The organism is Carnobacterium sp. GW821-FHT04C06, assembly GCF_059420345.1.
Window position 1 is genome coordinate 16,507 of the sequence record NZ_JBWKTN010000003.1, and the last position, 25,716, is coordinate 42,222.

27 protein-coding genes, 1 riboswitch and 1 other annotated feature are annotated in these 25,716 nt (G+C 35.5%); of the genes, 10 read left to right on the top strand and 17 right to left on the bottom strand.

Annotated features, from left to right (window positions below; all coding sequences use genetic code 11):
* Positions 1-638 precede the first annotated feature (638 nt).
* The 10 genes from AC07SW_RS05515 to AC07SW_RS05560 form a co-directional block, all read right to left on the bottom strand.
* Positions 639-902, bottom strand: a complete 264-nt coding sequence (locus AC07SW_RS05515; RefSeq protein WP_034571636.1) for a type B 50S ribosomal protein L31 — start codon at positions 900-902, stop codon at positions 639-641.
* 132 nt (positions 903-1,034) lie between these two features.
* On the bottom strand, positions 1,035-2,330 hold the full coding sequence (gene rho, locus AC07SW_RS05520) for a transcription termination factor Rho (RefSeq protein WP_119907572.1): 1,296 nt from the start codon (positions 2,328-2,330) through the stop codon (positions 1,035-1,037).
* 14 nt (positions 2,331-2,344) lie between these two features.
* Entirely contained in the window at positions 2,345-3,610 is a 1,266-nt protein-coding gene (gene murA / locus AC07SW_RS05525; protein WP_034571641.1) for a UDP-N-acetylglucosamine 1-carboxyvinyltransferase, read from the bottom strand.
* A gap of 215 nt (positions 3,611-3,825) precedes the next feature.
* Entirely contained in the window at positions 3,826-4,380 is a 555-nt protein-coding gene (locus AC07SW_RS05530) for a biotin transporter BioY (RefSeq protein WP_119907571.1), read from the bottom strand.
* 147 nt (positions 4,381-4,527) lie between these two features.
* Positions 4,528-6,129: a CTP synthase gene (gene pyrG, locus AC07SW_RS05535; RefSeq protein ID WP_119907570.1), complete on the bottom strand. Its 1,602-nt coding sequence runs from the start codon at positions 6,127-6,129 to the stop codon at positions 4,528-4,530.
* Positions 6,130-6,595: 466 nt separating this feature from the next.
* Positions 6,596-7,195 (bottom strand): DNA-directed RNA polymerase subunit delta, encoded by a 600-nt coding sequence (gene rpoE / locus AC07SW_RS05540; protein WP_034571650.1) that lies wholly within the window; start codon positions 7,193-7,195, stop codon positions 6,596-6,598.
* A 44-nt stretch (positions 7,196-7,239) separates the two neighbouring features.
* A complete protein-coding gene (locus tag AC07SW_RS05545) occupies positions 7,240-7,668 on the bottom strand; it encodes a YwiB family protein (RefSeq protein ID WP_034571653.1) in 429 nt (142 codons plus the stop codon).
* Positions 7,669-7,688: 20 nt separating this feature from the next.
* On the bottom strand, positions 7,689-8,630 hold the full coding sequence (locus AC07SW_RS05550; RefSeq protein WP_034571656.1) for a sugar-binding transcriptional regulator: 942 nt from the start codon (positions 8,628-8,630) through the stop codon (positions 7,689-7,691).
* 29 nt (positions 8,631-8,659) lie between these two features.
* The gene (locus AC07SW_RS05555; protein ID WP_463685366.1) at positions 8,660-9,649 is read right to left on the bottom strand and encodes an alpha-ketoacid dehydrogenase subunit beta; all 990 of its coding nucleotides are present in this window, start codon (positions 9,647-9,649) and stop codon (positions 8,660-8,662) included.
* Positions 9,650-9,659: 10 nt separating this feature from the next.
* Positions 9,660-10,649, bottom strand: a complete 990-nt coding sequence (locus tag AC07SW_RS05560; RefSeq protein WP_135022791.1) for a thiamine pyrophosphate-dependent dehydrogenase E1 component subunit alpha — start codon at positions 10,647-10,649, stop codon at positions 9,660-9,662.
* Positions 10,650-10,857: 208 nt separating this feature from the next.
* On the opposite strand from AC07SW_RS05560, the gene AC07SW_RS05565 reads away from it, so the two are divergent.
* Genes AC07SW_RS05565 through yidA form a run of 3 tightly spaced genes read left to right on the top strand, consistent with a single transcriptional unit; the run spans position 10,858 to position 13,925 of the window.
* Positions 10,858-11,724 carry a lipoate--protein ligase family protein gene (locus tag AC07SW_RS05565; protein ID WP_463685365.1) on the top strand — a complete coding sequence of 289 codons (867 nt, stop codon included), beginning with the start codon at positions 10,858-10,860 and terminating at the stop codon, positions 11,722-11,724.
* On the top strand, positions 11,721-13,112 hold the full coding sequence (locus AC07SW_RS05570; protein ID WP_135022789.1) for an HD domain-containing protein: 1,392 nt from the start codon (positions 11,721-11,723) through the stop codon (positions 13,110-13,112). The genes AC07SW_RS05565 and AC07SW_RS05570 overlap by 4 nt, the downstream gene beginning before the upstream one ends.
* A complete protein-coding gene (yidA, locus tag AC07SW_RS05575) occupies positions 13,113-13,925 on the top strand; it encodes a sugar-phosphatase (RefSeq protein WP_034571670.1) in 813 nt (270 codons plus the stop codon).
* A gap of 38 nt (positions 13,926-13,963) precedes the next feature.
* Here the strand turns inward: yidA and AC07SW_RS05580 are convergent, their stop codons facing one another.
* Positions 13,964-14,758, bottom strand: coding sequence for a histidine phosphatase family protein (locus AC07SW_RS05580; protein WP_311780628.1), 795 nt, complete (start codon positions 14,756-14,758; stop codon positions 13,964-13,966).
* 122 nt (positions 14,759-14,880) lie between these two features.
* A complete protein-coding gene (gene thmT / locus AC07SW_RS05585) occupies positions 14,881-15,060 on the bottom strand; it encodes a 2-hydroxymuconate tautomerase (protein ID WP_074402321.1) in 180 nt (59 codons plus the stop codon).
* Between the two features lie 122 nt (positions 15,061-15,182).
* Between thmT and AC07SW_RS05590 the strand changes: the two genes are divergently transcribed.
* Positions 15,183-16,028, top strand: a complete 846-nt coding sequence (locus AC07SW_RS05590) for a GNAT family N-acetyltransferase (RefSeq protein WP_463685364.1) — start codon at positions 15,183-15,185, stop codon at positions 16,026-16,028.
* A 91-nt stretch (positions 16,029-16,119) separates the two neighbouring features.
* Positions 16,120-16,554, top strand: a complete 435-nt coding sequence (locus tag AC07SW_RS05595; RefSeq protein ID WP_119907564.1) for an organic hydroperoxide resistance protein — start codon at positions 16,120-16,122, stop codon at positions 16,552-16,554.
* A gap of 46 nt (positions 16,555-16,600) precedes the next feature.
* On the opposite strand, the gene AC07SW_RS05600 is transcribed toward AC07SW_RS05595, so the two are convergent.
* The gene (locus AC07SW_RS05600) at positions 16,601-17,059 is read right to left on the bottom strand and encodes an NUDIX hydrolase (protein WP_034571682.1); all 459 of its coding nucleotides are present in this window, start codon (positions 17,057-17,059) and stop codon (positions 16,601-16,603) included.
* 154 nt (positions 17,060-17,213) lie between these two features.
* Here AC07SW_RS05600 and AC07SW_RS05605 point away from each other — a divergent pair, with 154 nt between their 5' ends.
* Positions 17,214-18,251 carry a YdcF family protein gene (locus tag AC07SW_RS05605; protein WP_494632418.1) on the top strand — a complete coding sequence of 346 codons (1,038 nt, stop codon included), beginning with the start codon at positions 17,214-17,216 and terminating at the stop codon, positions 18,249-18,251.
* Between the two features lie 91 nt (positions 18,252-18,342).
* On the opposite strand, the gene AC07SW_RS05610 is transcribed toward AC07SW_RS05605, so the two are convergent.
* On the bottom strand, positions 18,343-18,870 hold the full coding sequence (locus AC07SW_RS05610; RefSeq protein ID WP_135090867.1) for a folate family ECF transporter S component: 528 nt from the start codon (positions 18,868-18,870) through the stop codon (positions 18,343-18,345).
* Between the two features lie 41 nt (positions 18,871-18,911).
* Positions 18,912-19,016, bottom strand: a riboswitch (THF riboswitch).
* Positions 19,017-19,181: 165 nt separating this feature from the next.
* Positions 19,182-19,453 (top strand) — a binding site (T-box leader).
* A gap of 375 nt (positions 19,454-19,828) precedes the next feature.
* Here AC07SW_RS05610 and AC07SW_RS05615 point away from each other — a divergent pair.
* From AC07SW_RS05615 to AC07SW_RS05630, 4 genes are read left to right on the top strand one after another with little or no spacing between them, the layout of a single operon-like run.
* Entirely contained in the window at positions 19,829-20,902 is a 1,074-nt protein-coding gene (locus AC07SW_RS05615) for a methionine ABC transporter ATP-binding protein (protein ID WP_494632419.1), read from the top strand.
* A gap of 21 nt (positions 20,903-20,923) precedes the next feature.
* Entirely contained in the window at positions 20,924-21,607 is a 684-nt protein-coding gene (locus AC07SW_RS05620; protein ID WP_034571693.1) for a methionine ABC transporter permease, read from the top strand.
* 37 nt (positions 21,608-21,644) lie between these two features.
* Positions 21,645-22,469, top strand: a complete 825-nt coding sequence (locus AC07SW_RS05625) for a MetQ/NlpA family ABC transporter substrate-binding protein (RefSeq protein ID WP_494632544.1) — start codon at positions 21,645-21,647, stop codon at positions 22,467-22,469.
* 11 nt (positions 22,470-22,480) lie between these two features.
* Entirely contained in the window at positions 22,481-23,683 is a 1,203-nt protein-coding gene (locus AC07SW_RS05630; protein WP_167736643.1) for an amidohydrolase, read from the top strand.
* 57 nt (positions 23,684-23,740) lie between these two features.
* Here AC07SW_RS05630 and mgsA read toward each other — a convergent pair whose 3' ends face one another.
* From mgsA to AC07SW_RS05645, 3 genes are all read right to left on the bottom strand, one after another.
* Entirely contained in the window at positions 23,741-24,163 is a 423-nt protein-coding gene (gene mgsA, locus AC07SW_RS05635) for a methylglyoxal synthase (protein WP_034571702.1), read from the bottom strand.
* 602 nt (positions 24,164-24,765) lie between these two features.
* Positions 24,766-25,005, bottom strand: a complete 240-nt coding sequence (locus tag AC07SW_RS05640; RefSeq protein WP_074402313.1) for a hypothetical protein — start codon at positions 25,003-25,005, stop codon at positions 24,766-24,768.
* Positions 25,006-25,196: 191 nt separating this feature from the next.
* Positions 25,197-25,682: an NUDIX hydrolase gene (locus AC07SW_RS05645; RefSeq protein ID WP_135022782.1), complete on the bottom strand. Its 486-nt coding sequence runs from the start codon at positions 25,680-25,682 to the stop codon at positions 25,197-25,199.
* Between the last annotated feature and the right edge of the window lie 34 nt (positions 25,683-25,716).

Below are 25,716 nucleotides of genomic sequence, written 5' to 3' on the forward strand. Positions count from 1 at the left end.
TTTTTGCTAGTTTATTTTCTCCATTTTTGTTGGCCGAGACACACCTGTTTCTTTTTCAACTAGTGTACTAAAAAAAAACGTTACACGGTTGCTACTGTCAACAATAAAAGAATAGGCTACTTTATGACTTTCAGATGTAAAGGAAAACTTCTCATTCTCAACTGCTAATACAGCATCATCGGTCGTTAAACTAGCTAGATCATCATCACCATCCGCGTCATTGTTCTTAAATTCTAATTTGTAAACATTTGCTTCCTGTGTTTCAGAAACTTCTATTTCATAATTATCTTCTACAGAAAGCCAAGTCCCTGTTAGTTGACTAACTTTTAATTTTTGATCAGATTTATCAGGCTGATTCCTTAAACCCGTATTCTGATCCTCTATTTTTTTGTTTCTATAGTTGATTGGCTACATCCTGCCAAAATCACAATCAAATAAACAATCAAAAGCTTTTTCATGTCAACACTCCCTTTTAGAAAACGTATGTAATTAAATTGTACTTCATTCTCAAAAAAAATAAAAGATGAATCGTTATAAAATCATTAAAAAATAGGTTAGTTCCACTCAAAGAAACAAAAAAAGATCCACTCAAACCACTGCTATAACAGTAATTCAAGTGAACCTTTAAGCTATCTTTCTTATTCTGCTGCGTTTGCGTCTGCAAGACCGTATTTTTTGTTGAAACGATCCACACGTCCGTCTGCTTGGGTGAATTTTTGACGCCCAGTGTAGAATGGATGTGAGTCAGATGTAATTTCGACACGGATTAATGGGTAAGTTTCGCCATTTTCCCATTCAACAGTTTCTTGTGAGTGTTTTGTAGAACCTGACAAGAATTTAAAACCTGTTGTTGAGTCCATGAAAACTACTGGATGGTATTCTGGATGAATTCCTTGTTTCATATCTTATTCGCTCCTTTGCCCTGATTCATTTGCTGTACCAGAGTTATTTTTTGTCTAATGACAATATTAAAATAATACCATGAACTTTGTTAGATTGCAATCTATTTTCTTTTAGTTTGTTGTTCTATTTTTTTACTTTTTTATTGGACGACGCAATTTATTTTGGTTAAAGGTTTCATCCGTAAACTGTTCAAAGAACTCATTATTCGTCTTGGTTTTTTTAAGAATTGTAATCAATTTATTGGTGTATTCTAATGAATCACCCGTCATTGCTCGTCTTAGTTTCCAGATTTCTTCTAATCGCTCTGAATCCATTAGCAGATCTTCTTTTCTGGTACTTGATTTTTTAATATCAATTGCTGGAAAGATTCGACGTTCGGCTAATTCTCGTGAAAGATGCAATTCTGAATTTCCAGTTCCTTTAAATTCTTCATAGATAATATCATCCATCCGACTTCCAGTATCAACTAAGGCTGTCGCTAGTATCGTTAAACTTCCACCTTCTTCAATATTTCGAGCCGCTCCAAAGAAGCGTTTCGGACGATAAAATGCAGCTGGATCGATTCCGCCGCTTAATGTTCGACCACTTGGTGGGACTACTAGGTTATAAGCTCTTGCAAGTCTTGTGATGCTATCCATTAAAATAATCACGTCACGCTTATCTTCGACTAAGCGCATCGCACGTTCCAATACTAATTCTGTTACTCTAACATGGTTTTCAGGTTTTTGGTCAAAGGTGGAGGACACAACATCTCCTTTAACACTACGTTCAATATCCGTTACTTCTTCTGGTCGTTCGTCAATCAGTAAAATAATGAGTTCGGCATCGGGATAGTTTTTTGAAATTCCATTGGCAATTTCTTTTAGTAAAATAGTTTTCCCCGCTTTAGGTGGGGCTACAATAAGTCCTCTTTGACCAAACCCTACTGGGGCTAAAATATCGACCATTCGTGTTGGGATTCTTGTTTGCTCTGTTTCTAAGTGAATTTGTTTATCTGGATATAAGGCTGTCAATGCTGGGAAATGTGGGCGTTCTTTTGCTTCTTCTGGATTCTTCCCATTCACTGAGTTTACATGCATTAAACCGTAGTAACGTTCTGACGGTTTAGGTGGTCTCGCTTTTCCTGTAATCTTATCTCCATTTCGCAATCCAAAACGTCTGATTTGTGACACTGAAATATAAATATCTTCTTGGCTTGGTGTGTAATTAATTGGGCGTAAAAAACCGAAGCCTTCTTGCGATACAATATCCAAGACCCCTTCTGCGATAAAAAAACCTTGCTTTTCTTCTTGCATTCTCAATACAGCTAATGAGAGTTCTTTTTTGTTCATTTGACTATAGTATGGAATTTTAAATGCCTTTGCAAATCCGTAAATCTCTTTTAATGTTTTATTCTCTAGTTCTGCTAATGTTAATAAATCGCCCATATACGTAACTCCTATTAGTTTTCGATTTCACTCATTTTAATATCTGCACCTAAATTGGTTAATTTTTCAACAATGTTGTCATAGCCTCGTAAGATGTTTTCTACTCCGGTAATCGTTGTTGTGCCTTCTGCCATTAATCCCGCTGTTACTAGGCATGCTCCTGCTCTTAAATCACTTGCTTCTACTTCTACGCCTTTCAAAATGGCTGGTCCTTCTAGTAAAATCATATCGCTTTCTACTCGTGCATTTGCTCCCATTCTTACTAACTCAGGGATGTGCTTAACGCGTTTGGGATAGATGGTGTCCACAATCGTACCTTCTCCTTGCGCTTTTAGTAGTAGCGGCGTTAGGGGTTGTTGTAAATCTGTTGCAAATCCTGGATATGGCAAGGTTTTAACGCTAACCATTTTTAAGTTTTTAGCTTCTAAGACACGAATGCTATCTTCGCCGATTTCCATTGGAACGCCCATTTCTTGCATTTTAGCGATTAATCCTTCTAAATGTTCAAAAATAACATTTTTAATAACAACATCCGTTCCAACTGCTCCTGCTATGGATAAGTACGTTCCGGCTTCAATTCGATCAGGAATTACGGTGTGACGACAGCCGTGCAGTTCTTCTACGCCTTCAATTCGAATTACATCGGTTCCGGCACCTCTAACTTTTCCACCCATATTGTTTAGCAAGGTTGCCACATCAATAATTTCAGGCTCGCGGGCAGCATTTTCAATAATCGTTTTACCTTTTGCTTTAACGGCTGCCAACATTAAATTGATGGTTGCTCCAATTGATACGACATCTAAATAAACTCGTGCTCCGACTAACCCTTCTTCACTTGTTCTTAAGTACATTGCACCCATTTCATTATCAACTGTTGCGCCTAATGCTTCAAAACCTTTAATGTGTTGATCGATTGGTCTTGGTCCTAAAAAACAGCCTCCTGGAAGCCCTACAACACCTTGTCCGTATTTAGTTAACAAAGCTCCCATAAAGTAGTAAGAAGCTCTTAGACTCTTGATTTTTCCACTTGGCATTGGAATTGAAACCATGTTTGTTGGATCAATTGTCAAAGTTGAACCTTTAAAATCAACTTCAACTCCCATAATCGTTAATATTTCAATTAATGAATGAACATCTTGGATGTCTGGAACCCCTTCTAATGTTACCGGTGAATCGGCTAATATTGCTGCTGGAATAAGTGCTACGGTACTATTTTTAGCGCCACTAATCGTTAGTTCACCTGATAATGGCTTTCCACCATTAATCACTAATTTTTTCATAAAATTATATCCTCACTTTTCTATAGTAACAATCATTTAAGTTCGTTTTAATCTCAATTTTATTTTGTCCCTAATAACCATAATAGAAAAGAAAATGCAAAAATACAATAGTTCATTTATTAAGTTTCTAATTACTTTGTGAACTTTGAATAGCTTATTGAAAAAAAATAACAAAAAACGTCAGCCTCTTTTTAGTTTAAAGAGACTGACATTTGCTAGGATACAATCGTTTTGATACCGACTGCTTTTCTGATCCTTACTGCTAAAAATGAAGCAACTATTGCTTTTATAATATCTAAAGGTAAGAATACTGAGATACTTGTAGTAATTAAGACACTTAAACTAATGGGTGTTTCCAAAACAATGTTCATCAAAAAGTAAGCATAACTAATACCGATAATATAAAGAACAGGAATACTGATGACAGAAATCGTAACTAGTGATTTAAAGGAAGCATTTTTATTAGCTACGCTACCAATCATTGCTGCGATGACAAATCCTCCTATTAAATAACCAAATGAAGGTTTTAGTAAACTTTGCAATCCGCCCATTCCTCCTGCGAATACTGGAAATCCTACTAAACCTAGTACTAGGTATAAACCAATCGTCAACATGCCTTTTTTGGCGCCTAGTAAGGCTGGTATTAAAATCATAAAAAGAACTTGCAACGTAATCGGGATTGGCCCAATTGGAATCATAATTAAAGAAGAAATAGAAAGTAATGCTGTACATAGTGCTATTTGAATCCTATCTTTTGTCGTTAGTTTCATCTAAACGCCCCTTTTAGTTTAAGAATAAATGCTTTTTTTACAGTCTACTTCAAATTACGTTAACTTTCAAGTTTTTTTAGGTTAACGTAATTCAAGAAATAAAAAAGTCTTAAAATGACGAATTGCCATTTTAAGACTTTAAAAGGGTTATTTTGTTTGAAGTGCTGCTCCAATAAATCCAGTAAATAATTTTTGTGGACGTGTTGGACGTGAAATCAATTCTGGATGGAATTGACATGCAACATAGAATGGATGATCTGATAATTCAACGATTTCAACTAAACGGTTGTCTGGTGAAACGCCTGAAAAGACCAATCCTGCTTCTTCTAAGGTTTGACGGTACTCATTGTTAAACTCGTAACGGTGACGGTGACGTTCTTCAACAACTTCTGCATTGTCGTAAGACTTAGCTGCTACTGTCCCTGGCACTAAATGACATGGGTATAAACCTAAACGTAAGGTTCCACCTAAATTTTCGATATTTTCTTGATCACTCATCAAATCAATAATGTTGTTTTCACAATTTGGATTTGTTTCTGCTGAATCGGCATCTGCTAAGCCTGCAACGTTACGGGCAAATTCAACACAGGCTAATTGCATTCCTAAACAGATTCCTAAGAATGGAACTTTATTTTCACGAGCGTAACGAATTGCTGAGATTTTCCCTTCTAATCCACGATCGCCAAAACCGCCTGGTACTAAGATACCATCGGCTTCTTTTAACATTGACGCAACGTTTTCGTCTGTTACGTGTTCTGCGTTGACCCAATCAATTTGAATATCTGAATCGTATTCAAAACCGGCATGTTTTAATGCTTCAACAACTGATAAATAAGCATCTGGTAATTCAACGTATTTTCCAACTAATGCAATTCTTGTCATTTTTTTCAAGCCTAATACTTTTTCTTCTAGTTTGATCCATTCAGTCATATCCGCAACAGGAGCGTCTAATTTTAAATGATCGCAAACAATTTGATCCATGTTTTGTGCTTGTAATGCTAATGGAATTGAGTAAAGAGTTTCAACGTCACGTGATTCAATAACTGCTTCTGGGTCAACGTCACAAAATGATGCTAACTTGTCTTTCAAACTTTGTGGAACTGGTTTTTCAGTACGAACCACTAAAATGTTTGGTTGAATTCCTAAGCTGCGTAATTCCTTCACGCTGTGTTGTGTTGGTTTTGTTTTCATTTCGCCAGCTGCATTTAAATAAGGAATCAAAGTTGTATGGATGTACATCACGTTATCCGCACCAACATCAGCTTTCATTTGACGTAATGCTTCTAGGAAAGGCAATGACTCGATATCTCCAACCGTTCCACCAACTTCTGTAATGACGATATCAGAATCCGTTGTTTGGCCTGCACGCATAATTTTTTCTTTGATTTCATTGGTAATGTGTGGAATAACTTGCACGGTTGCGCCTAAATATTCCCCTTTACGCTCTTTACGTAATACTTCTGAATAAACTTTCCCAGTTGTTACGTTTGAGTATTTGTTTAAGTTAATATCGATAAAACGTTCATAATGACCTAAATCTAAATCTGTTTCCGCACCATCATCTGTTACAAAAACTTCACCATGTTGGTATGGGCTCATCGTTCCTGGGTCTACGTTGATGTATGGATCAAATTTTTGAATTGTTACTTTTAGTCCACGATTTTTCAATAATCTTCCTAGAGATGCTGCTACAATCCCTTTTCCTATTGAAGATACAACGCCACCTGTTACAAAAATATACTTGGTCATTAAATCGAACTCCTTTGTGTGTTTTTTTGAAATAATCGATAGTTTTTTTCACTTGTTTCCTCTCTCTTTAGCTAAGAATGAACAAAGAATAAAACAATCTTATTTCTGAAATCTCGTTTCTTACAAACTAAACCTTGCCTAAAAAATAAAAACAGACGCTACTTAGCTTCAATAGCAATCTTGTTTGCATTTTTTATTTAGGGTACTGAAAACAAAAAACAAAGCTCCCCATCCATAAATGAACGGGGAGCGTGATTATCGTTTATCTCATCGGTCCTTCAAGATTACTCTTTAGGGAGCCCAATAAAGATAATACAATCAAAACAGACAATCGTCAAGGGATTTATTTTTTTGATTGTTGCGAAACAAGCCTACATCAACTTTACTCGTCAAAAAGAATGTCAATTGACTTGCTGAAATCAAAAAAAAGAAAAACTCTCCCAAAAAGGAAAGTTTTGTCAATTCATTAAATTGGGTTGCTTTCATCTTCTGAATCGAAGTCATCTTCTTCTTCGTCTTCATCAATTAAAGTTAAAGAACCTTCAATTCCATCTGGAAGTTCGTCTTCTTCATCTTCGTCTGTCCCTAATTCAGTTAAGTCAGATTTGTATTCGCCAAGATCTTCTGTACTTTCATCATCAACAACAACACCTTCGTCATCCACTAAGACAACATCTTCATCTTCTGGATCGTCATCGTTGTAATCAATTACGTCATCGTCTACATTCGGAACAAATGCACTCACTTTTTTACGTTTTTTACGACGTGGAGCCTCTTCTTCAGTTGAATGAGTTACTTCTTCATCGATAGAATCGATCGGATACCATGAACGTAACCCCCAACGATTGTCTCCTAAAGAAATAAAACTACCATCAATATTTAAATCTGTATAAAATTGCGGAGTATTTTTTTTAACTTTTGCAGCAGAAGTGCCTAAAAATTTCTGAATTTGTTCAACGAGTTCAGAAAAATCCATCACGTCTCCTTTTTGTTCTAAAATGGCATGAGCTACTTCAATCATTGACAATTCATCTTTTTTCATACCGTCAAATCGTTTTAATTCCACATTCGCCACGTCCTTTCAACAGTCTACTCTTTATCATACAATATTTAGGCAGTAAAAAGCAATTGTAATTTGTATTCTCCTAATTTTTCTTTTCCCATATAGAGATCATAATGGATTTCTAGGTTGCCACGAAAGGGTTGGTCCATCAAACTAATTTGTAAATGATTGGTCATTGTTTCTAAGGAAACCACACCTTGTGGGGTCGTATAATGTGTCACATACCGTTCACCTTTGCCAAAACGCAATTTTGTTCTTGTTTCTCCTGCTCGAATCAATCCCACTGTTCCGTCTGGTTCTATCTTAATTGTTACGGGGATTTCGCCGTCTGTTTCTTCTTTGTAGCGTAAGTAAAGTGTATCTCCCATTTGAGTTGCTTGTCCCATTACATCGAAAGTATGGTTTTCTACTGCTTCATATTGTGTAATCGTTGTTGATAATTGAATGTTTACTGGGGTTATTTTTTTTAAGCTCATTTTTTTACTCCTTTTGCTTCTTAGTTTAGTTGTTCAGCAATGGATTGATCGATAATCAAGGTATTTATTACATGATTGTTTAATAGGGCTTGAATGCTTGTTCCTTTAGTTGAACCTGACGCAATTGCCACTACATTGGGAATTTGAATTAAATCTTCAATTGTCATTCCCATCATGCGTTTCGTTAAATCGGTCATAACGGTTTGACCTGTTTCATCAAATAAAGAAGCCACTGCATCTCCAACAATCCCTTGATTGTTAGCTTGTATTAATTCTTTTTTTTCGATATATCCTAGTTCTTTCCATGTTGTATTTCCAAGAGGATTTCCCACACCAATTATGGCTAACTCAACTTTACGGGCATCGGACATTGCGGTTTCAACTACTGTTGATTCTGCTAGTAATTCTTTTAATTCAATGGTGTCAGCCAGTGCTGGTGCGTAAAAATAGCTACACTGAGCAGATAATTTTTCAGCTAATAAAAAGGTCAAATGGTTGGCATCTAAATAAACATGTTGGCTTTGGATACCACCAACTAAAGGATGAATCGTTATTCCTGGCTTTGATAAATAGGGCATTTCGTCAATAACTTCTGCAATCGTCGTCCCCCAAGAAAGTCCAATTTTAGTGTCCTTTTTTAGGTGTGTAGTTAAATAGGAAACTGCCGCTTTAGCCACATTATGCTTAATCGTACTTTTGGAAAATTCGATGCTTTTAGGAACTACAATAACATCATTTAGTTGATATTTTTTTTCAATTTCTAATGCCAATGCAATCGAATGTGCATTTTCATCTTTGACGTAAATTTCAACAATGCCTTCCTGTCTCGCAAGTTGTAGCATTTTTGAAATAACTGGCCTTGAAATGTTCATTTTTTTGGCAATTTCTGCTTGGGTTTTTCCTTCGCTGTAATACATGGTAGCAGCTTTTAATAGGTTGCGTCGATCTTCGGTAATTCTCAACGTATCCCCCCTAACGTTCTCGTTCTTTTTTAGTTTTTATGCTCATGCATAAGCGTTTTGACTGCTGCTTCGATATCTTCACATTGCGGAATTGCGGCTTTTTCTAATTCTTTTTGGTAAGGCATCGGAATAAACGCTCCTCCTAAGCGTTTGATGGGGGCTTTTAAGGAATAGAATGCCTCGCTTTCAACAACTATACTTGCAATTTCGCCTCCAAAGCCACTTTCTTTTACAGCCTCATGGACAATCATTAGTCGACCTGTTTTGATAACGGATTTTAAAATCGTTTCTTTATCTAAGGGGACTAAGGTTCTTGGATCGATTACTTCTAAAGAAATACCTGTTGGGGCTAGTTTTTCTGCAACAGCTAGCGCTTTATGGACCATCACCCCTGTAGCTACAACAGTGATGTCCGTTCCTGGTTGTTTAATAGCTGCAACTCCAATCGGAATCGTATACTTTTCGTTTGGAACGTCACAGCTCAATTTATAGCATAATTTGTGTTCGTAAAACATCACGGGATTATTATCTTCTATCGCTGCGTGCAGCAATCCTTTGGCGTCATAGGCATTGGAGGGCTGGATGACTTTCAATCCTGGAATATGCGCCAACCAATTTTCTAAACTTTGGGAATGTTGCGCAGCAGCACCGGTGCCTGATCCTCCAGCGGTTCTCATTACTAAGGGTACGTTAACTTTCCCGCCATACATATAGTGCATTTTTGCTGCTTGATTCACTAGCTGATCCATAGCAATCGTAATAAAATCAGAAAATTGGAGTTCTATCACAGGACGCATACCAGTAATCGCTGCTCCAACTGCTGTTCCTGCAATCGCACTTTCAGAAATAGGGGTGGAGCGGATACGCTTTTGACCGTATTTTTCAACAAGTCCTTTGGTTGCACCAAAGCCACCACCATAAACACCAATGTCTTCTCCCATTAGGAAAACTTCTTCATTTGTTGCCAATGCTTCATCTAATGCTTCATTGACTGCTTGGATATAAGTTATTTCTCTCATCACGCACCTCCTATTCTGCATAAACTTGTGTCGTTAAATCACTTAACTCAATATCTTCACTTTTTTCTGCTTCTTGAACTGCTTTTTGAACATTCTCAAAGGCTTGTTTTTTTAATTTCATTAGTTCTTCGTTTGAAGCAACTTGAGAGTTCGTCAATAATTTTTCAGTTAATTTGATAGGGTCTCGTTCTTCTTCCCAACGCAACTCTTCTTCTTTGGTGCGATAAATACGTTGGTCTGACTTTGAATGCCCTTTGAAACGGTAAGTTAGGGCTTCTATCATCATCGGACCATTGCCTTTTCTGGCTTCTTCTATACCTTGATAAGTTGTATCTAGTACAGCGATTAAGTCATTTCCGTCAATCGTTACGCCTTTTAATCCATAGCTTTCAGCTCGTTTGGAGAGTTGAGGGATATTTACCATCTGATCAATTTTACTGCTCATACCGTATTGATTATTTTCAATAAAAAAGAGTGCTGGGACTTGCCAAATCGAGGCTAAATTTAAAGCTTCATGAAAACTTCCTTCATTCGTTGCGCCATCCCCAGCATAGCAAATAACTACTCGGTCTTCGCCTTTTAATTGAGCAGATAAGGCGGCTCCAACGGCAATGGGAAATCCTGCACCAACAATGCCATTTGAACCTAAATTTCCCTCTGCTAATTCAGCAATATGCATACTGCCACCTTTACCAGCGTTTGTACCACTTCGTTTGCCGAATAATTCAGCCATCATTGCCGTCATTGAGGTTCCTTTTGCAATGCTGTGACCGTGACCTCGATGCGTTGAAGTAATCCAATCGGTTTTTCTTAATAAATAACCGGTTCCTGCAGCTGTTGCTTCTTGTCCTATTGAAAGGTGCGTTGTACCATGGATTTTTCCTTTTGCAAAAAGCTCTTCCACTTTTTCATCAAAAAAACGGATTTCCCACATCATTTGATAGATGTTTTTAAAGTCTTCGTCTGACAATCCAGCTAAATTTTTTATTCGATTGGTCAAAAAAACGCCTCCTTTACAAATGTTCCTTCTCGAATCAATTGTAAATAGTATAACGTGTTTTTGAAATTCAGGTCAACTATTCTACTTAACTCTTAGCATTTTTTTAGCTTAATTCCTTTATTTATGCTTCTTGTTACGTTATTTTTTGGTATAATGAAGTTATTAAATATAAACGGTATCGTAATTTTACTATAAAGGAAGACAAACTATGTCAGAAAAAAAAGATTATTTAAGTCAACAAGCTTATGAACTATATGATTCCACCTCGATGCCTTTTACAAATCAATTTATTTCTCATTTTGCTTTGGGAGATAGCTTGATAAAAAAAATTGGGACTCATCAATCCTTTGGAGCACTGCATTTTTGGACTGCTTCTGAATTAGTGATTTTAGGGATGATGGATACAAAATTGCCTTTTTTCAAGGATGCACTAAACGTTTTCATTCACCATCAACAACACTTTTTAGTTCGTAATTCGGGTGGTCTGGCAGTGGCTTCAAATGAAGGTGTGTTGAATTTTTCGTTAATTCTTCCTGAAGATCCTCTTGTTAAGATGAGTATTACGGAAGGATACGAGTTCATGTTACGCTTGATTCGCCAAACATTTAAAGCGTATGGTAAAAAAATTGATGCTTATGAAATTGAAGAATCTTATTGTCCAGGAGATTTTGATTTAAGTATTGATGGGAAAAAATTTGCTGGCATCGCGCAGCGCCGTTTAAAAAAAGGTGTGGCGATTATGATTTATCTTAGCGTGACGGGTTCTCAGGATAAAAGAACCGAAATGATTCGTGATTTTTATCAAGTCGGATTGGCAAATGAAACAGTTAAATGGCATTTTCCTAAGGTGAATCCAGCTGTAATGGCAAATTTAGATGAGTTACTTGAAACCCCTTTAACCGTGGATGGTGTCAAGCAAAGGATTCTTGAAACGTTAACAACAAATGGTTGTTTGTTAAGCGATGGGCACTATGACTTAGAATTGAAAGAAGATTATAAAATAGCTTATCAAAAAATGATTGAACGCAATGAACAAATGTTAGCAGAAACATTCGATGAGGAGCTGAGTAGATGAATTCGATAGCCTATCAAGATCAAATTTTGCCGATTGAACAGGTTTTTCGTGATCCTGTTCATGATTATATTCATGTTCAACATCAAGTGATTTTAGATTTGATTAACTCTCGTGAATTTCAGCGATTGCGCCGCATTAAACAGCTTGGAACTTCTTCTTTTACTTTTCACGGTGCAGAGCATTCTCGTTTCACTCATTCTTTAGGCGTTTATGAAATTGCTAGAAGAATTTGTGATAAATTCGCAAGAAGCTTTGCTACTAAAGTTGAAGATGACGGTGGTTGGGACGATAGTGAGCGATTAGTTGTCCTTTGTGCAGCTCTGCTTCATGACATTGGTCACGGCCCTTATTCTCATACTTTTGAGCGTATTTTTGAAACGGATCATGAGGCTATTACGGTTGAAATTATTACTTCGCCAGAAACTGAAGTCAATAAAATTTTAAAAAAAATCCATTTTGATTTTCCTGAAAAAGTAGCAAGTGTCATTCAAAAAAACTATCCCAATCCACAAGTTGTTCAATTGATTTCTAGTCAGATTGATGCAGATCGAATGGATTACTTACTAAGAGATGCTTATTTTACCGGTGTTAATTATGGCACTTTTGATTTAACTAGAATTTTGCGTGTCATGCGTCCTTATAAGGATGGCATTTCTTTCCAAGTATCCGGTATGCATGCGGTTGAAGATTACGTGGTGAGTCGATATCAAATGTATATGCAAGTTTATTTTCATCCTGTTTCTAGAAGTATGGAAGTCATTTTGGATCATTTGCTAAAACGCGCTAAAAAGCTTTACGAAGATCCTGATTTTGAAATGCTAGGCTCCGTTTCTCTATTGGCTCCATTTTTCAGAAATGATTTTACACTGAAGGACTATTTGAAATTAGATGATGGGGTTTTAAATACCTATTTTACTCAATGGCGTGAAGAGAACGATGCTATTTTAAGTGATTTAGCTACTCGCTTTTTAGATCGACACCCATTTAAATCTGTTGCCTTCAACAGTGAAACAGATTTGCCTGTCATTGGCCATTTAGAAAATCTAATCTTAGAAGCTGGCTATGATCCAGTTTACTATACCGCTATTAATAACAGCTACGACTTGCCTTATGATTTTTATCGCCCAGAGCAAATCAATAATCGAACCCAAATTGAATTAGTTGAAGCTGATGGTTCTTTAATTGAGTTATCAAAAGCAAGTCCGATTGTTGCTGCACTGACTGGTAAAGTTCGAGGAGATGAACGTTTTTATTTTCCAAAAGAGATTATTAAACCAGCTAGCATCAGTGAAGTGAATCTCTTTGAACCTTTGTTTAATGAATTTACAAAATATATTGCCAATGGAGCAATCAAAAACCCAACCACACTTCAAGAGGAGTTAGATTAAATGAGTATTGAATTAATTGCCATCGACTTAGATGGAACACTGTTAAATCCAGATAAAAAAATCAGTCAAGCCGTGAAAGAAACGATTATGGAAGCAAAAACAAAAGGAATCAAAATTGTTTTATGTACAGGCCGACCTTTGATTGGGGTTAAAAACTTCTTAGCGGAATTGAATTTAGAAGAAGAAGGCGATTTTGCCATCACTTATAATGGGGCTTTAGTTCAAAGCACACATGATGGAAAGGCAATTGTTCATCATACATTAGCTTATCAAGACTTTTTAGCATTAGAAAAATTAAGCAATGATATTGGGGTTCATTTTCAAACATTTGATATGGATCATCTTTATACAACCAATAAAGACATTAGCGAATATACAGTTCGAGAAGCTTTCTTAGTAAATATCCCTTTAAAGTATCGAACTGTTGAAGAAATTGACCCTGCAATCGAAATCAGTAAAATGATGATGATTGATCATCCAGCTATTTTAGATCAAGGAATTGCACAAATTCCTGCTGAATTTAATGAACGCTATACGATGATTAAAAGTGAAGATTTTTATTATGAAATTTTAAATAAAAAGGCAAATAAAGGCAACGCGGTGAAAGATTTAGCTGCTCACCTTAATATTCCTCAAGAAAATGTGATGGCGATTGGCGATAATATGAACGATATGGACATGCTGCACTTTGCAAAATATAAAATTGCTATGGGCAATGCTGTTCCTGCGGTGAAAGAAATCGCTACTTTTATTACGAAAACCAATGCCGAAGACGGCGTTGCGCATGTGATTAAAGAGCTTGCCTTTCATTAAAAAAGAAGGCAACATTAATTTCTAATGTTGCCTTCTTTTTATTCTTTTTTACCTTTTTCAAAATAACTGGTATCGCCAATAGATTCCACTTTAAATTTGCCATTATTATAAATAATTTTCGTTACACTTGCATTTTTTAAGCCTTCCCCCGTATACTTATCCGTCATATCCGACACCATAATGTTAATAGACATCCCGTGCCCAACTACCAATACATTGCCTCCACCATTTTTTGCTTCTTTTTTAGCCATTTGCTTTAAGGTCGTTTGCATTCTTTCTTTAATTGTTTTAGCGTCTTCCCCCATATGGTATTCTGTATCTAATGCACTTACTGCGTCGGCTCCTTTTTCAAACATTTCTTTGCCTAGTGGGTTATTATCTAACGTTTCGTAGCCGTAATATTCAGCCATCGCTTTTTTCATGTTTTCGTTGAAATCACCTTCAAATTTTCCGTAACATGCTTCTCTTAATGTCTTTTTTGGTGTAATCGCCAATTTTTTTTGACCGTTAGTTGCTAATACAAGTTGAGCCGTTTCTCTTGCACGTCCCAAATCACTACTGTAAGCTGATTTAAACTTAATATCTTTTAAACCACGACCTAAGTCCTTCGCTACTTCTCGACCTTGTTCTGTTAATGGTGTATCTGACCAGCCTTGAACGCGATCCATCGTATTAAATAGCGTTTTACCATGTCTCGCTATGTAAAAGGTTACCTTCCCATCGTTTGAAGCCTCTTTTTTAGTTTCTTTTTTTCCGCTTGCCTCATGCCCACTTCCAACAATCATTAAACTAATTCCCACACCTATCACCATTGCTTTAATTAACTTGTTCATTTGTTTTTTCCTCCTTTTCAAAAATAAGAAACGACCGTTCTTTAATCATCATATCATTTTATGTAAACGCTAACAATAGTTTATAAATAAAAAAACAAGCACTAAAAGTGCCTATTTAAATTTTATCCTTTGAAGATTCCATTTTGAGCATAATCACTAGCTTTCATTTCTTGTAAAATAACATGAACATTTTCACCAGCAGCTCCCGTATTGCGAACAACTGCTTCTGTTACCTCTTTGACTAAGTTTTCTTTTTGCTCTTTTGAGCGTCCTTCAATCAGTTCAATATGAACAAATGGCATATAACTCTCTCCTTTGATAAATTATTTTGTTTAAATTATAGCATAAATCTCAATTAAGATTTCCCTATTTGATAAAAAAGCCTATAATAAAAAGAGAATACAACAGAATCGGAGGAAACCTATTGGAAACTGTATTATGCCATCTGCAAGAATTAACAGATCAACAAATTCAAGCAATCCAAACACTTGAATCAGCACAACAAAAACAAAACCTTTATTATAAATTAGATCCTAAAGCTTTTGAAAAAAAATCCCCTCATTATCAACATTTTCTTTATTTTGAAGATACTGAACTTAAAGGCTACTTATCCGCAAGTACTTTTGATGGAGTTGAAATTGAAGCGAGTATTTTAACTAATAACAATCAAGAAATTGCTATAATTCTTATTGATTCCTTAGTAAGCTATGCTAAAGAACAAAAAATGAAAAGAATTCTATTTATTTCGGATCGAAAAGATCCTATCATTCCTGATTTAATTAAAAAATATGCTGGGGCTTTCTCGTTTACAGAATATCGTTTAAATTTTGATCCAGCTAATTTTAATCAAGCGGATTACTCCCCTTTGGTTCTTCAATCGGCTAGTCAAGAAGATCGAAAACTACTCTATCGTCTTGATCATGAAGGTTTTTCACCTCAGGATAAACTAATTTATGACCAAAAAAAAATAGAGACTCTTGAAATTGAAGGAAATTATATCGCCTATTTAGATAATGAAATTGTAGGAAAAATTAAATTAGACCATTTTCAAGGAATCATTGGGATTTACGGAGTGGTCATTGCAAGCGAATGGCAAGGACAAGGATTGGGACGTGCTCTACTAAATCAAGGGATTCAACTTGCGCTTAACCAAACGTTTCAAAAACTTTACCTTGAAGTGGATAGCCAAAATGCCCGTGCTTTAAAATTGTACTTATCGGCAGGTTTTTACCAAGAAGCAATCTTTGATTACTATGAATTAGATTTATAAAATTATTTTTTTGAGCAAATCATTAGGTCTTTTTACATTTTTTCGGTACCATAATAATGTAAAACTAAAGGATTTGAAAGGAGATTATTTTATGTCAGAATCAAAAAAACTTTATCAAGCAAAAGCTATCAACACTGGTGGCCGTAATGGTGAGAGTCATTTACCTGATGGTTCTTTTTCAGTTCGTGTTTCTACTCCAAAAGAAATGGGAGGAAAAGGACAAGGAAGTAACCCTGAACAATTATTTGCTTTAGGTTATAGCGCTTGTTTCAATTCTGCCTTGGAACATATTATGGGCCAACAAAAAATTTCTGGAAAATCAAAAGTCTACGTTACAGTTGATTTAGTAAGTGATCCAGTCGACAATGGTTTTAAATTAGCTAGTGAAATTCAAGTAGCAATTGAAGGCCATGACTTAGAAACTGTTCAAGATTTAGCGGATAAAGCACATGCTTTTTGTCCTTATTCAAAGGCAACTAAGGGAAATATCGATAGCTCAGTTACTGCTGTTGCTTACGAAGAATAGATGCATCAAAAAAGAACCTTCTATTTAAGAAGGTTCTTTTTTTGATTTAATGGATGCTTAAACCATGTTGTGCAAGATACGTTTCAATTGCCCATTTATGACTGCCTCTTTTTAAAAGGCGGTGAGCTTCTTTGATTGGCAACCAATAAAGTTTGTTAAAATCTTCCAAAGGCTCACTCACTTTTTGATAAGATTCCACTACATAAAAATAGCCTGGATTATGATAATGTTTTTTGCGAAACGTCGAGTAGTAGAAATCCTCTGCTTCACCGAGATATGTACCTATGGATACTGTAAAACCGAGCTCTTCCATTACTTCTCTATGCAACGTCTCTTCCTTTGTCTCGCCCGTTTCAATTTCTCCACCTGGTAATAAATACGCACCATTAGGTGGTGAAACAATCATTAAATTTTCACGTGTTTCGTCAAAAATTAATGCATAGACTCCCACTCGAACTGTGTAAGATACTTCTTCAATTCTAGTTCCAAATCGTTTGACTAACATACCCATTCCCCCCTATTCTTTTCATTTTATCAGAATAGACTGACTATTTGCTAGTTTAATCCTTTTTATTTATAAATTATTTCCTTTTTTGTCTTTCTTGAACTGATTTTTTTGTTATAATAATTTGAATCCAAAAATTAACGGAGGTGTCAACTTGTTTTTTTTGTATCTTAATGTAGTTGTATTTTTAGTTTTTGCTCTTTCTTATTGGCAAGATCGGCGTAAGATTATCAACGGATTTTTATTTAATTGTTTCTTATTTTCAGTTTTTATTACCTTACTCTACTTTAGTTTTACAACCTATAATCGAGTTTTAGTGATGATTTCATTAGTCTTTTTAGTCATCTTGGGATTGATTGCTGTCTTTGGGGCCTTCGCGTTAATGGTCGCCTCTTTTGTAAATGCTCGTATTTTGATAAAAAAAGAAGGAGCTCGTTTTTCAAATTTTTTAACGTTATTTTTAGGTCTTGCGATTTTAGGTTTGTTAGTTCTCTCATCAACTATCTTGGCAAACTATTTACCTGAATTTATGAAGGATATTACTGGATTTTTAATTTTATTGTTCTTATATTTTTTATTCAATTTTATGAATTTTTTCATCGCCTCATTTATTTATCAAGTTTATCGTCCAAGATTAAATAAAGATTTTATTATTGTTTTAGGTAGTGGATTAATTGACGGGTATATCGTCCCACCTCTGCTACAAAATCGAATTAATGTCGCAATGAATTTTTATTTTAAGCAAGCGAAGGCCCACACGCCACCTAAACTTTTGTTTTCAGGCGGACAAGGTGGGGATGAAAAAATACCTGAAGCTGTAGCGATGCAACAGTATGCATTAAAAAACGGGATTCCTCTTGAAGATACTTTACTAGAGGATCAATCTGTTAATACTTTAGAAAATATGGTTTTTTCAAAAAAAATCATGGATAGTTTAAAGGGTGACAATCAGTACAAAAGCTTATTTGCCACTAATAATTTCCATCTTTTTAGAGCTGGAATATACGCTAAACGTGCTGGCTTAACTAGTCAAGGGATTGGTTCTAAAACAGCTTTTTATTATTGGCCTAATGCAATGATTCGTGAATTTATTGCTATTCTTGCGTTATATAAAAAATGGCATCTCGCTGTCATTATCGTCATGGCGCTGATAACTATCGCATTAAGCATTATTGGTTATTTTTTTACATGAGTACACAACTTTCCAATCCTTCGGGGTTGGATTTTTTTGTAAAAAAAACACCTCCAATGAATGAAGGTGATTTGGATGTTGTAACTTGTTTTTATTTAGTTGAATCAATGCCTATTGTTTTAGTTAAAATGTTGCTGCGAACAACAAAATACAATAAAGCAATCTGAATAGGTGTCATAATAAAATTTTGAAGAATTCTAGCTGGAAAAATTACAATCATTGCCTTGTCGTAAATCATCGACAACCAAAGTGTATTGAGCCCTAAATTAATCACGATTGTCACCGTAATAACTGCTAACGCCACACGTAATAAAGTTTTAGGCTTTTTGTATAAAAAGAGTCCATAAACTGCTGCCGTTAAAAAGGCCGATAATGTAAATCCAGGGAAAAATGGTGCTGTTCTAGCAAATAGTGAAATCCCAATAATATCGGTCATTGCAACCGCAACGCCAGATAACCAAGGACCAAAAAGCATCCCCATAATAGCAATGGGTAAAAAATCAAATCCAATTCGAACAATTGGGGTCTCAATCGAAACAAATCGGGTTAAAACTAGCTGTAAAGCCATTAATAAACCCATTGTTGCAATTGTTTTTGCGTCTAACTTTTTTTTGAACATTTGAAGATCTCCTTTAAGAGCTCCCACACATAAAAACTTTATGCAGCGAATGCAAAAATAAAACCGCAAATGATTTTTCAATCATTTTTCGTCTGAGGGCAACATCCCATCCCATCAGCACTTAACGCTTTATTTCCTACTCTGTTTATTTTTAGATTTTCTCGTATGAGAAAATCCTCTCTTACTATAGCATATGGTTTTCATAAGTTCTACTTTATTTCACTAAGTCATTTATTTTTTATTTAGTTGTTGACAAATTGACAACTGACCTGTATATTAAGAATCAAGTTAACAAACAATGAGAATAACATTAAATCACAATGAAAAGGAAAGTACGTTTTACAAACACTTATAGAGAGCCCTGAAAGATTGCTGAAAAAGGGTAGTGGGAAGAAAGCTGAAAATGGCCTTGGAGTGAAGCAGTTGAATTGTAGAACTTCTACTTTAGATTGCTACGGGAGCACCCGCTATCGTGCCACAGTATGCAAAATACAATTATTTTAAGTACTGGTTAAGGTAAAACGAGCAATCGTTTTATAAAAAAAGGTGGTAACACGAATACATAATTGTACTCGTCCTTTAAATGGTTGGCTTCAATCATTTAAAGGACGAGTTTTTTTATTTTATACCGATAAACGCAGTGACGAGAAAAGTACACTTGAAATTTCATTCTAACAGAGAGCCTGTATGATGCTGAAAAGGGCGAATGAAAAGCAAGTCGAAAATGGCCTCTGAGGCGGGATACCGAGTGGATTTTCCATTAGGCTATCATGGGTGCACCCATTAACGTGCTAGAGTATCGGAAGCATGTCTTCTCGTACTTGATAAGGGATTTCTTGTAAAGGAAATCTAAAAAAAGGTGGTAACACGAACGTTAAATTCGTCCTTTTAAAATCAACTTACATTGATTTTAAAAGGACGTTTTTTTATTTTAAATTATCTTGAAGGTGGGAATAGTATGATTCAATTGGAACAAGTAAGTGTCACATTCAAAACAAAAGATCAACAAATCACTGCTGTTGAGCAAGTTGACTTAACTATTGAAAAAGGCGATGTCTTTGGAATTGTCGGTTATAGTGGGGCTGGAAAAAGTACGCTCGTCAGAACCATCAACCTGCTCCAACGTCCAACTAGCGGAAAAGTAATCGTTGCTGACCGCGATCTTTTAAGCCTCACTCCTAAAGAACTTCGAACGGCACGTAAAAAAATAGGCATGATTTTTCAACATTTTAATTTAATGGCTTCTCGAACAATTGCTGATAATGTGGCTTATCCTTTAAAACATTCATCATTATCAAAAAAAGAGCTGAATGAAAAAGTCTCTGGTCTACTTGAATTGGTTGGTTTATCAGATAAACATAACGCGTATCCTTCCCAACTTTCAGGAGGACAAAAACAACGTGTTGCCATTGCTAGGGCTTTAGCAAATGATCCTGAGGTTCTCCTTTGTGATGAGGCTACTAGCGCGTTGGATCCCAAAACAACGTCATCAATCTTAACGCTTTTAAAGGAGCTCAATCGAAAATTAAATTTGACGATTGTGATTATCACTCATGAAATGCAAGTTGTAAAAGAAATTTGCACTAAAGTTGCGGTAATGGAAAAAGGCCGCGTCGTTGAAGAAGGAAATTTAGTCCAAATTTTTACCCAGCCTAGAAAACCCATCACTAAAGATTTTATTAATACTGCGACTCATGTAGATCAAGGATTAGAAACTATTTTATCCCATCCTAGTTTGTTAGATTTACAGCCGAACGACATTCTTGCGAAAGTTTCTTATGTAGGTGCTACAACAAGTGAGCCTTTGATTGCTCATCTCTATTCTCAATTTACAATTTCGACCAATATTTTATTTGGCAATATTGAAATTTTACAAGACACTCCGATTGGAAACTTAATTGTTATCTTTTCAGGAGAGAAAAACAAACGTGATCAAGCACTCGCTTATCTGGTTTCTAAAGATATTAAAGTCGAAATAATTGAACATCAACAAAACGTTATTTCGTTGCCACGCAAACAAAAAATTAGTTGATTTACAAAAGGAGTGAAAACAATGTTGGATTCATTAGCTAGCTATTTTAAAAATATTCCCCCTTTAAAAGAGGAATTTATTGAAAGTACGATTCAAACGTTATACATGGTCAGCGTTACAGCCATTATTGCAGGAATTTTAGGAATTATCTTAGGGGTAATCTTAGTTGTAACAGATGCTAATGGAATTCTAGAAAATAGAGGAATTTACACCACTCTAGATAAAATCATTAATGTCTTTCGGTCAATTCCATTTATTATTATGTTAGCCGTTATCGTCCCATTTACACGCTTACTAGTAGGAACTTCCATTGGCACCACAGCAGCAATTGTTCCTCTTGTTATTGGAACGGTTCCCTTTTTTGCTAGACAAATTCAAAACGCCTTAGTGGAAGTTGACTCTGGCGTGGTTGAAGCAGCTCAAGCGATGGGGTCTAGTCCTTTAGAAATTATTTTCCGCGTTTATCTAAAAGAAGGGTTAAATGGTATTATTCGCGCTTCTTCAGTAACCATTATTAATTTAATCGGACTAACTGCCATGGCTGGAGCAATTGGAGGCGGTGGATTGGGAAATTTAGCTATTTCAAAAGGATACAATCGATTCCAAAATGATGTCACACTCGTGGCAACTTTAATCATTTTAATTTTAGTCTTTATTAGTCAATTTATCGGAAATTTCTTAATTAAACGAACAAGCCATTCTTAAAAAAACAATTAAAAAGGAGTTTTACAACATGAAAACAATAAAAAAAATTACGATTTCTGCTTTACTAATTTTAGGTGCTTTCTTCATTACAGCATGTGGCGGTACGCAAGCAAAAGAAAAAACGACTACTGTCAAACTAGGTGTTGTTGGAGATGATTCTGATGTTTGGGATGACGTTAAAGAGCGTTTAAAGAAAGACAATATTCAATTAGAAATTGTAAAATTCACAGATTACACACAACCGAATGCCGCTTTAAATGAAGGTGAAATTGATCTAAATTCTTTCCAACATCAAATTTTCCTGGATTCTTACAACAAAGACCACGGAACAGACTTAGTCCCTATTGGGGAAACTGTTATTGCACCATTAGGCATTTATTCTGAAAAGATTAAAGATGTAAAAGAACTAAAAAAAGGAGATATTGTGGCCATTCCAAATGATGTTACTAATGGTGGACGCGCGCTTTTATTGCTACAAACAGCCGGCTTAATCAAAGTAGACCCTGCTGCTAAACAAACACCCACAGTTAAAGACATTACCGAAAATAAACTCGATCTTGAAATTAAAGAACTTGATGCTGCTCAAACTGCTCGTGCATTAAGTGACACAACGGTTTCACTCATTAACAGCGGAATGGCTGTCGATGCAGGATTTGTTCCTAATAAAGATGCGATTTTCCTAGAACCAGTAAATGAAACATCAAAACCTTATATCAATATCATTGTTGCCAAGAAAAAGGATAAAGATAATAGCATTTATCAAAAAATCGTTAAAGCTTATCAGTCCCCTGAGACCGTTAAATTACTTGAAAAAACAACTAAAGGTTCCTCTACACCTGTTTGGGAAGATGCTAAAAAATAACCACAAAAAGGATGAAAAATATGACAATCAATTTAATTGAAACAGACTTAACAACTGAATTAAAAAATGGTGCTGCTGAAGTTATCGCATTACGTCGATATTTCCATCAACACCCCGAAGCAAGTTTAAAAGAATTTGAAACCATTAAACGCATTAAAGCTGAACTTACGAAAATTGGGATTCCATATGAATCAGTTGGTGAGACCGGTGTCCTTGGAACCATTCAAGGTGGACTTGGTGAAGGAAAAACTATTTTGTTACGAGCAGATATTGATGCCCTTGAGTTGGCAGATGCAAAAGATGTTCCTTATAAATCAGTGCATCCAGGTTTAAATCATGCTTGTGGTCACGACGGACATACCGCCGCTTTACTTGGCGCTGCGAAATTATTAAAGAGTCACCAATCTGAATTTTCAGGAACCATTAAACTCGCTTTTCAACAAGCCGAAGAAATCGGTGCTGGGGCTAGACAGTTTGTTGAGGGGAATTTTGTTCAAAATGTAGATCAAGTTTTTGGACTCCATTTGGATTCAAGTGTTGACGTTGGCAAACTTGTTACGACTAAAGGAGCTACAAATGCTTCTTGTGATATTTTTAAACTTACGATTAAAGGAGAATCTGGACATGCTGCTAGGCCAGATTTAGGAAGAGACGCGCTCTTAACAGCTGCAGCTATTACGGTTGAACTCCAAAGTATTGTGGCTAGAGAAGTCAGCCCCTTAGACAACGCGGTGGTGGCTGTTGGTGTTTTAAATGCTGGCACTCGCTACAATATTATCGCAAATGAAGCTTCGTTAGAAGGAACGGTCCGTACTTTCAGCCACGAAACTCGCCATTTCGTATTAGACGCTGTTAAACGCATTGCAACTGACGTAGCGAAGGCTCACCGCACCTCTTTAAGCTTTGAAAATTATAATGCAGCAGCTCCCTTGATTAATCACCCTGTTGCAACCCATTTTGCTGAACAGATTGCGAATGATATGGTTGGTTCTGAAAATGTGATTACTGATAACCCTAAAAGTTTAGGAGCAGACGATTTTGCCGATTTTCTAGCCGTTAGTGAAGGAGTCTACGCACGTGTTGGAACTAGAAATCCTGAAAATCCTGACACTTGGTATGGTCATCACCATGAAAATTTTGATATTGATGAACGAAGTTTAGTTTTAGCAACAGAATTTCACGTTCGATACGCTCTTAATTATTTACAAAAATAATCTTATCTGATGGAAAAGGCTCAGTTACTAATTCATAGTAGCTGAGCCTTTTAATTGTTAAATGTCTAAAATTTTAGTTTCAACCTCATTGGTTATCGTTCGCCAATCTGCAAATCCTGCTCCCAAACCTCTTAATAATATTTCTCCAGTGCCGATATTGGTTGCTAACGGAATCTCGTAAACGTCACTTAATCGAATTAATGCAGTCACATCAGGTTCATGAGGCTGGGCTGCTAATGGATCTCTTAAAAAAATCACCATATCGATCTTATCTTCTGAAATCAGAGCACCGATTTGTTGGTCGCCTCCTAATGGGCCTGATTTAAATCGATGAACGGCTAATCCAGTTTCTTCAATAATTCTCAAACCAGTTGTACCAGTTGCATAAAGAGTATGCTCTTTTAATATTTCTCGATAAGCCGTTGTTAATTCAATCATCAGCTTTTTTTTACGGTCATGCGCAATTAATGCAATATTCATTTGAATACCCCCTATTTATTGTAAGCCCTTTTAAAAACTATATCATATAAATAAAATTTAATAAACACCTCAACAAACACTTTAAAATAAACAATACCATCCATAACACTAATAATTAAATAACATAAAAATGAGAATAAGATTAATCTGCAAGCGCTTTTAAATAAATGCATTGCCACTGATTTAATAAAAAAAGATTATGTGTTTATCATTTTAATTTCAGCTATTCTAGGTATACTACCTAAGTAGTCCAAACTAAATCTTTTTTATTTTTATTACTCTTTTCTCCCCCTATTGAAAAGAGTCACTCCCCCTAGCTACCTCTTTGAGAGGTAGCTTTTTTTGTAGCTTTGTTTCTTTTTCAGTTATCGATAAAAGTAGCTTTAGTTTTTCTTAAGAAAAATAGCAAACTTTGGTCATAGTTTCTTCATATTTATTGGGTATTATTATCTTACAACCAACAAACAACCAACTTTTTTATTTTTCATTTACCTTATACTCCTCCAAAGTTAAGGTAACCAACTCCTTTTTGGCCACTCCTAGTGAGTGGCCTTTTTTATTTAAATAAAAAAAATCCATTTAATAAAATGGATTTTATAACTTTATTTTAAATTAGATTTACAGCATTTAAACACAATAAATTTAATGGCAATCGCCACTAACACACCACAGGCAAAAATATCTAAATAATAAAACAAACGATTGGCTTGGTATACAGTTGTATCACGTAAAACCACGCTAATTAAAATAATCGAAACAATCGCCATAAAATTTGTCGTTTCATAGTAAGGTTGCTTTTTAGAGAATGGATTCGACTTAATAAAGTGAACAATAGAATGCAAAACAATTCATCTTCTTTCCATAAAATATAAATGCGTCATTTCAAACAAACACCATATTAACACAGAACAATTAGAGAAGATAGTCCTTTTACTTAAAAAAATAAATTGTCAAAAAAAGAAGTTAATTTGCATGTAAAAAGGTTCTCTTTTTATACCACCAAAACTAATTTTTAGTTTCATTTTTAAACTTTTTAATCCTTACTAATTATCCAATTTTTATATTTTTTAACATCAAATAATGTTTCATCCGACTCACCTTTTAACTCTTCTAGTACTCTTGCTACTAGAGGAGATGTATTCTCTGCTGTTAAATCGCTAATTTCTACCCAAATCGGACCTGCTGAATCATTAGTTTCATGGGTAAGTTCAGGGAGCTTGTCATATTTTTTTATTACTTTGATCGTGTAAAGCACGAATATATGATGGATGATGTCATCCGTACTATTATCCTCTACAAAGACATCATAGCATCTAGAATGTCCATAATTACTCACACCGTATCCTGTCTCTTCCATTATTTCTCTAACTAACGTTTCTGTTAGACCTTCACTTTCCTTTTGACTCCCTCCTGGCAGATCAAATCGATTCTTATATGGACCTATTTTTTTCTTGATACATAATAAGTGTCCATTCGCATAAGCCACACCATACACACCAAAATGCTTTTTATGAACCATGTTTCTACGCCCCCTTTTCTAACTAAACAAAAGC

Coding starts and splice junctions, on each gene's coding strand:
- AC07SW_RS05515 (WP_034571636.1), bottom strand. CDS start 902: ATGAAACAAGGAATTCATCCAGAATACCATCCAGTAGTTTTCATGGAC.
- rho (WP_119907572.1), bottom strand. CDS start 2,330: ATGGGCGATTTATTAACATTAGCAGAACTAGAGAATAAAACATTAAAA.
- murA (WP_034571641.1), bottom strand. CDS start 3,610: ATGAAAAAATTAGTGATTAATGGTGGAAAGCCATTATCAGGTGAACTA.
- AC07SW_RS05530 (WP_119907571.1), bottom strand. CDS start 4,380: ATGAAACTAACGACAAAAGATAGGATTCAAATAGCACTATGTACAGCA.
- pyrG (WP_119907570.1), bottom strand. CDS start 6,129: ATGACCAAGTATATTTTTGTAACAGGTGGCGTTGTATCTTCAATAGGA.
- AC07SW_RS05545 (WP_034571653.1), bottom strand. CDS start 7,668: ATGAGCTTAAAAAAAATAACCCCAGTAAACATTCAATTATCAACAACG.
- AC07SW_RS05555 (WP_463685366.1), bottom strand. CDS start 9,649: ATGAGAGAAATAACTTATATCCAAGCAGTCAATGAAGCATTAGATGAA.
- AC07SW_RS05565 (WP_463685365.1), top strand. CDS start 10,858: ATGTCAGAAAAAAAAGATTATTTAAGTCAACAAGCTTATGAACTATAT.
- AC07SW_RS05570 (WP_135022789.1), top strand. CDS start 11,721: ATGAATTCGATAGCCTATCAAGATCAAATTTTGCCGATTGAACAGGTT.
- yidA (WP_034571670.1), top strand. CDS start 13,113: ATGAGTATTGAATTAATTGCCATCGACTTAGATGGAACACTGTTAAAT.
- AC07SW_RS05580 (WP_311780628.1), bottom strand. CDS start 14,758: ATGAACAAGTTAATTAAAGCAATGGTGATAGGTGTGGGAATTAGTTTA.
- thmT (WP_074402321.1), bottom strand. CDS start 15,060: ATGCCATTTGTTCATATTGAACTGATTGAAGGACGCTCAAAAGAGCAA.
- AC07SW_RS05595 (WP_119907564.1), top strand. CDS start 16,120: ATGTCAGAATCAAAAAAACTTTATCAAGCAAAAGCTATCAACACTGGT.
- AC07SW_RS05600 (WP_034571682.1), bottom strand. CDS start 17,059: ATGTTAGTCAAACGATTTGGAACTAGAATTGAAGAAGTATCTTACACA.
- AC07SW_RS05610 (WP_135090867.1), bottom strand. CDS start 18,870: ATGTTCAAAAAAAAGTTAGACGCAAAAACAATTGCAACAATGGGTTTA.
- AC07SW_RS05615 (WP_494632419.1), top strand. CDS start 19,829: ATGATTCAATTGGAACAAGTAAGTGTCACATTCAAAACAAAAGATCAA.
- AC07SW_RS05620 (WP_034571693.1), top strand. CDS start 20,924: ATGTTGGATTCATTAGCTAGCTATTTTAAAAATATTCCCCCTTTAAAA.
- AC07SW_RS05630 (WP_167736643.1), top strand. CDS start 22,481: ATGAAAAATATGACAATCAATTTAATTGAAACAGACTTAACAACTGAA.
- mgsA (WP_034571702.1), bottom strand. CDS start 24,163: ATGAATATTGCATTAATTGCGCATGACCGTAAAAAAAAGCTGATGATT.
- AC07SW_RS05645 (WP_135022782.1), bottom strand. CDS start 25,682: ATGGTTCATAAAAAGCATTTTGGTGTGTATGGTGTGGCTTATGCGAAT.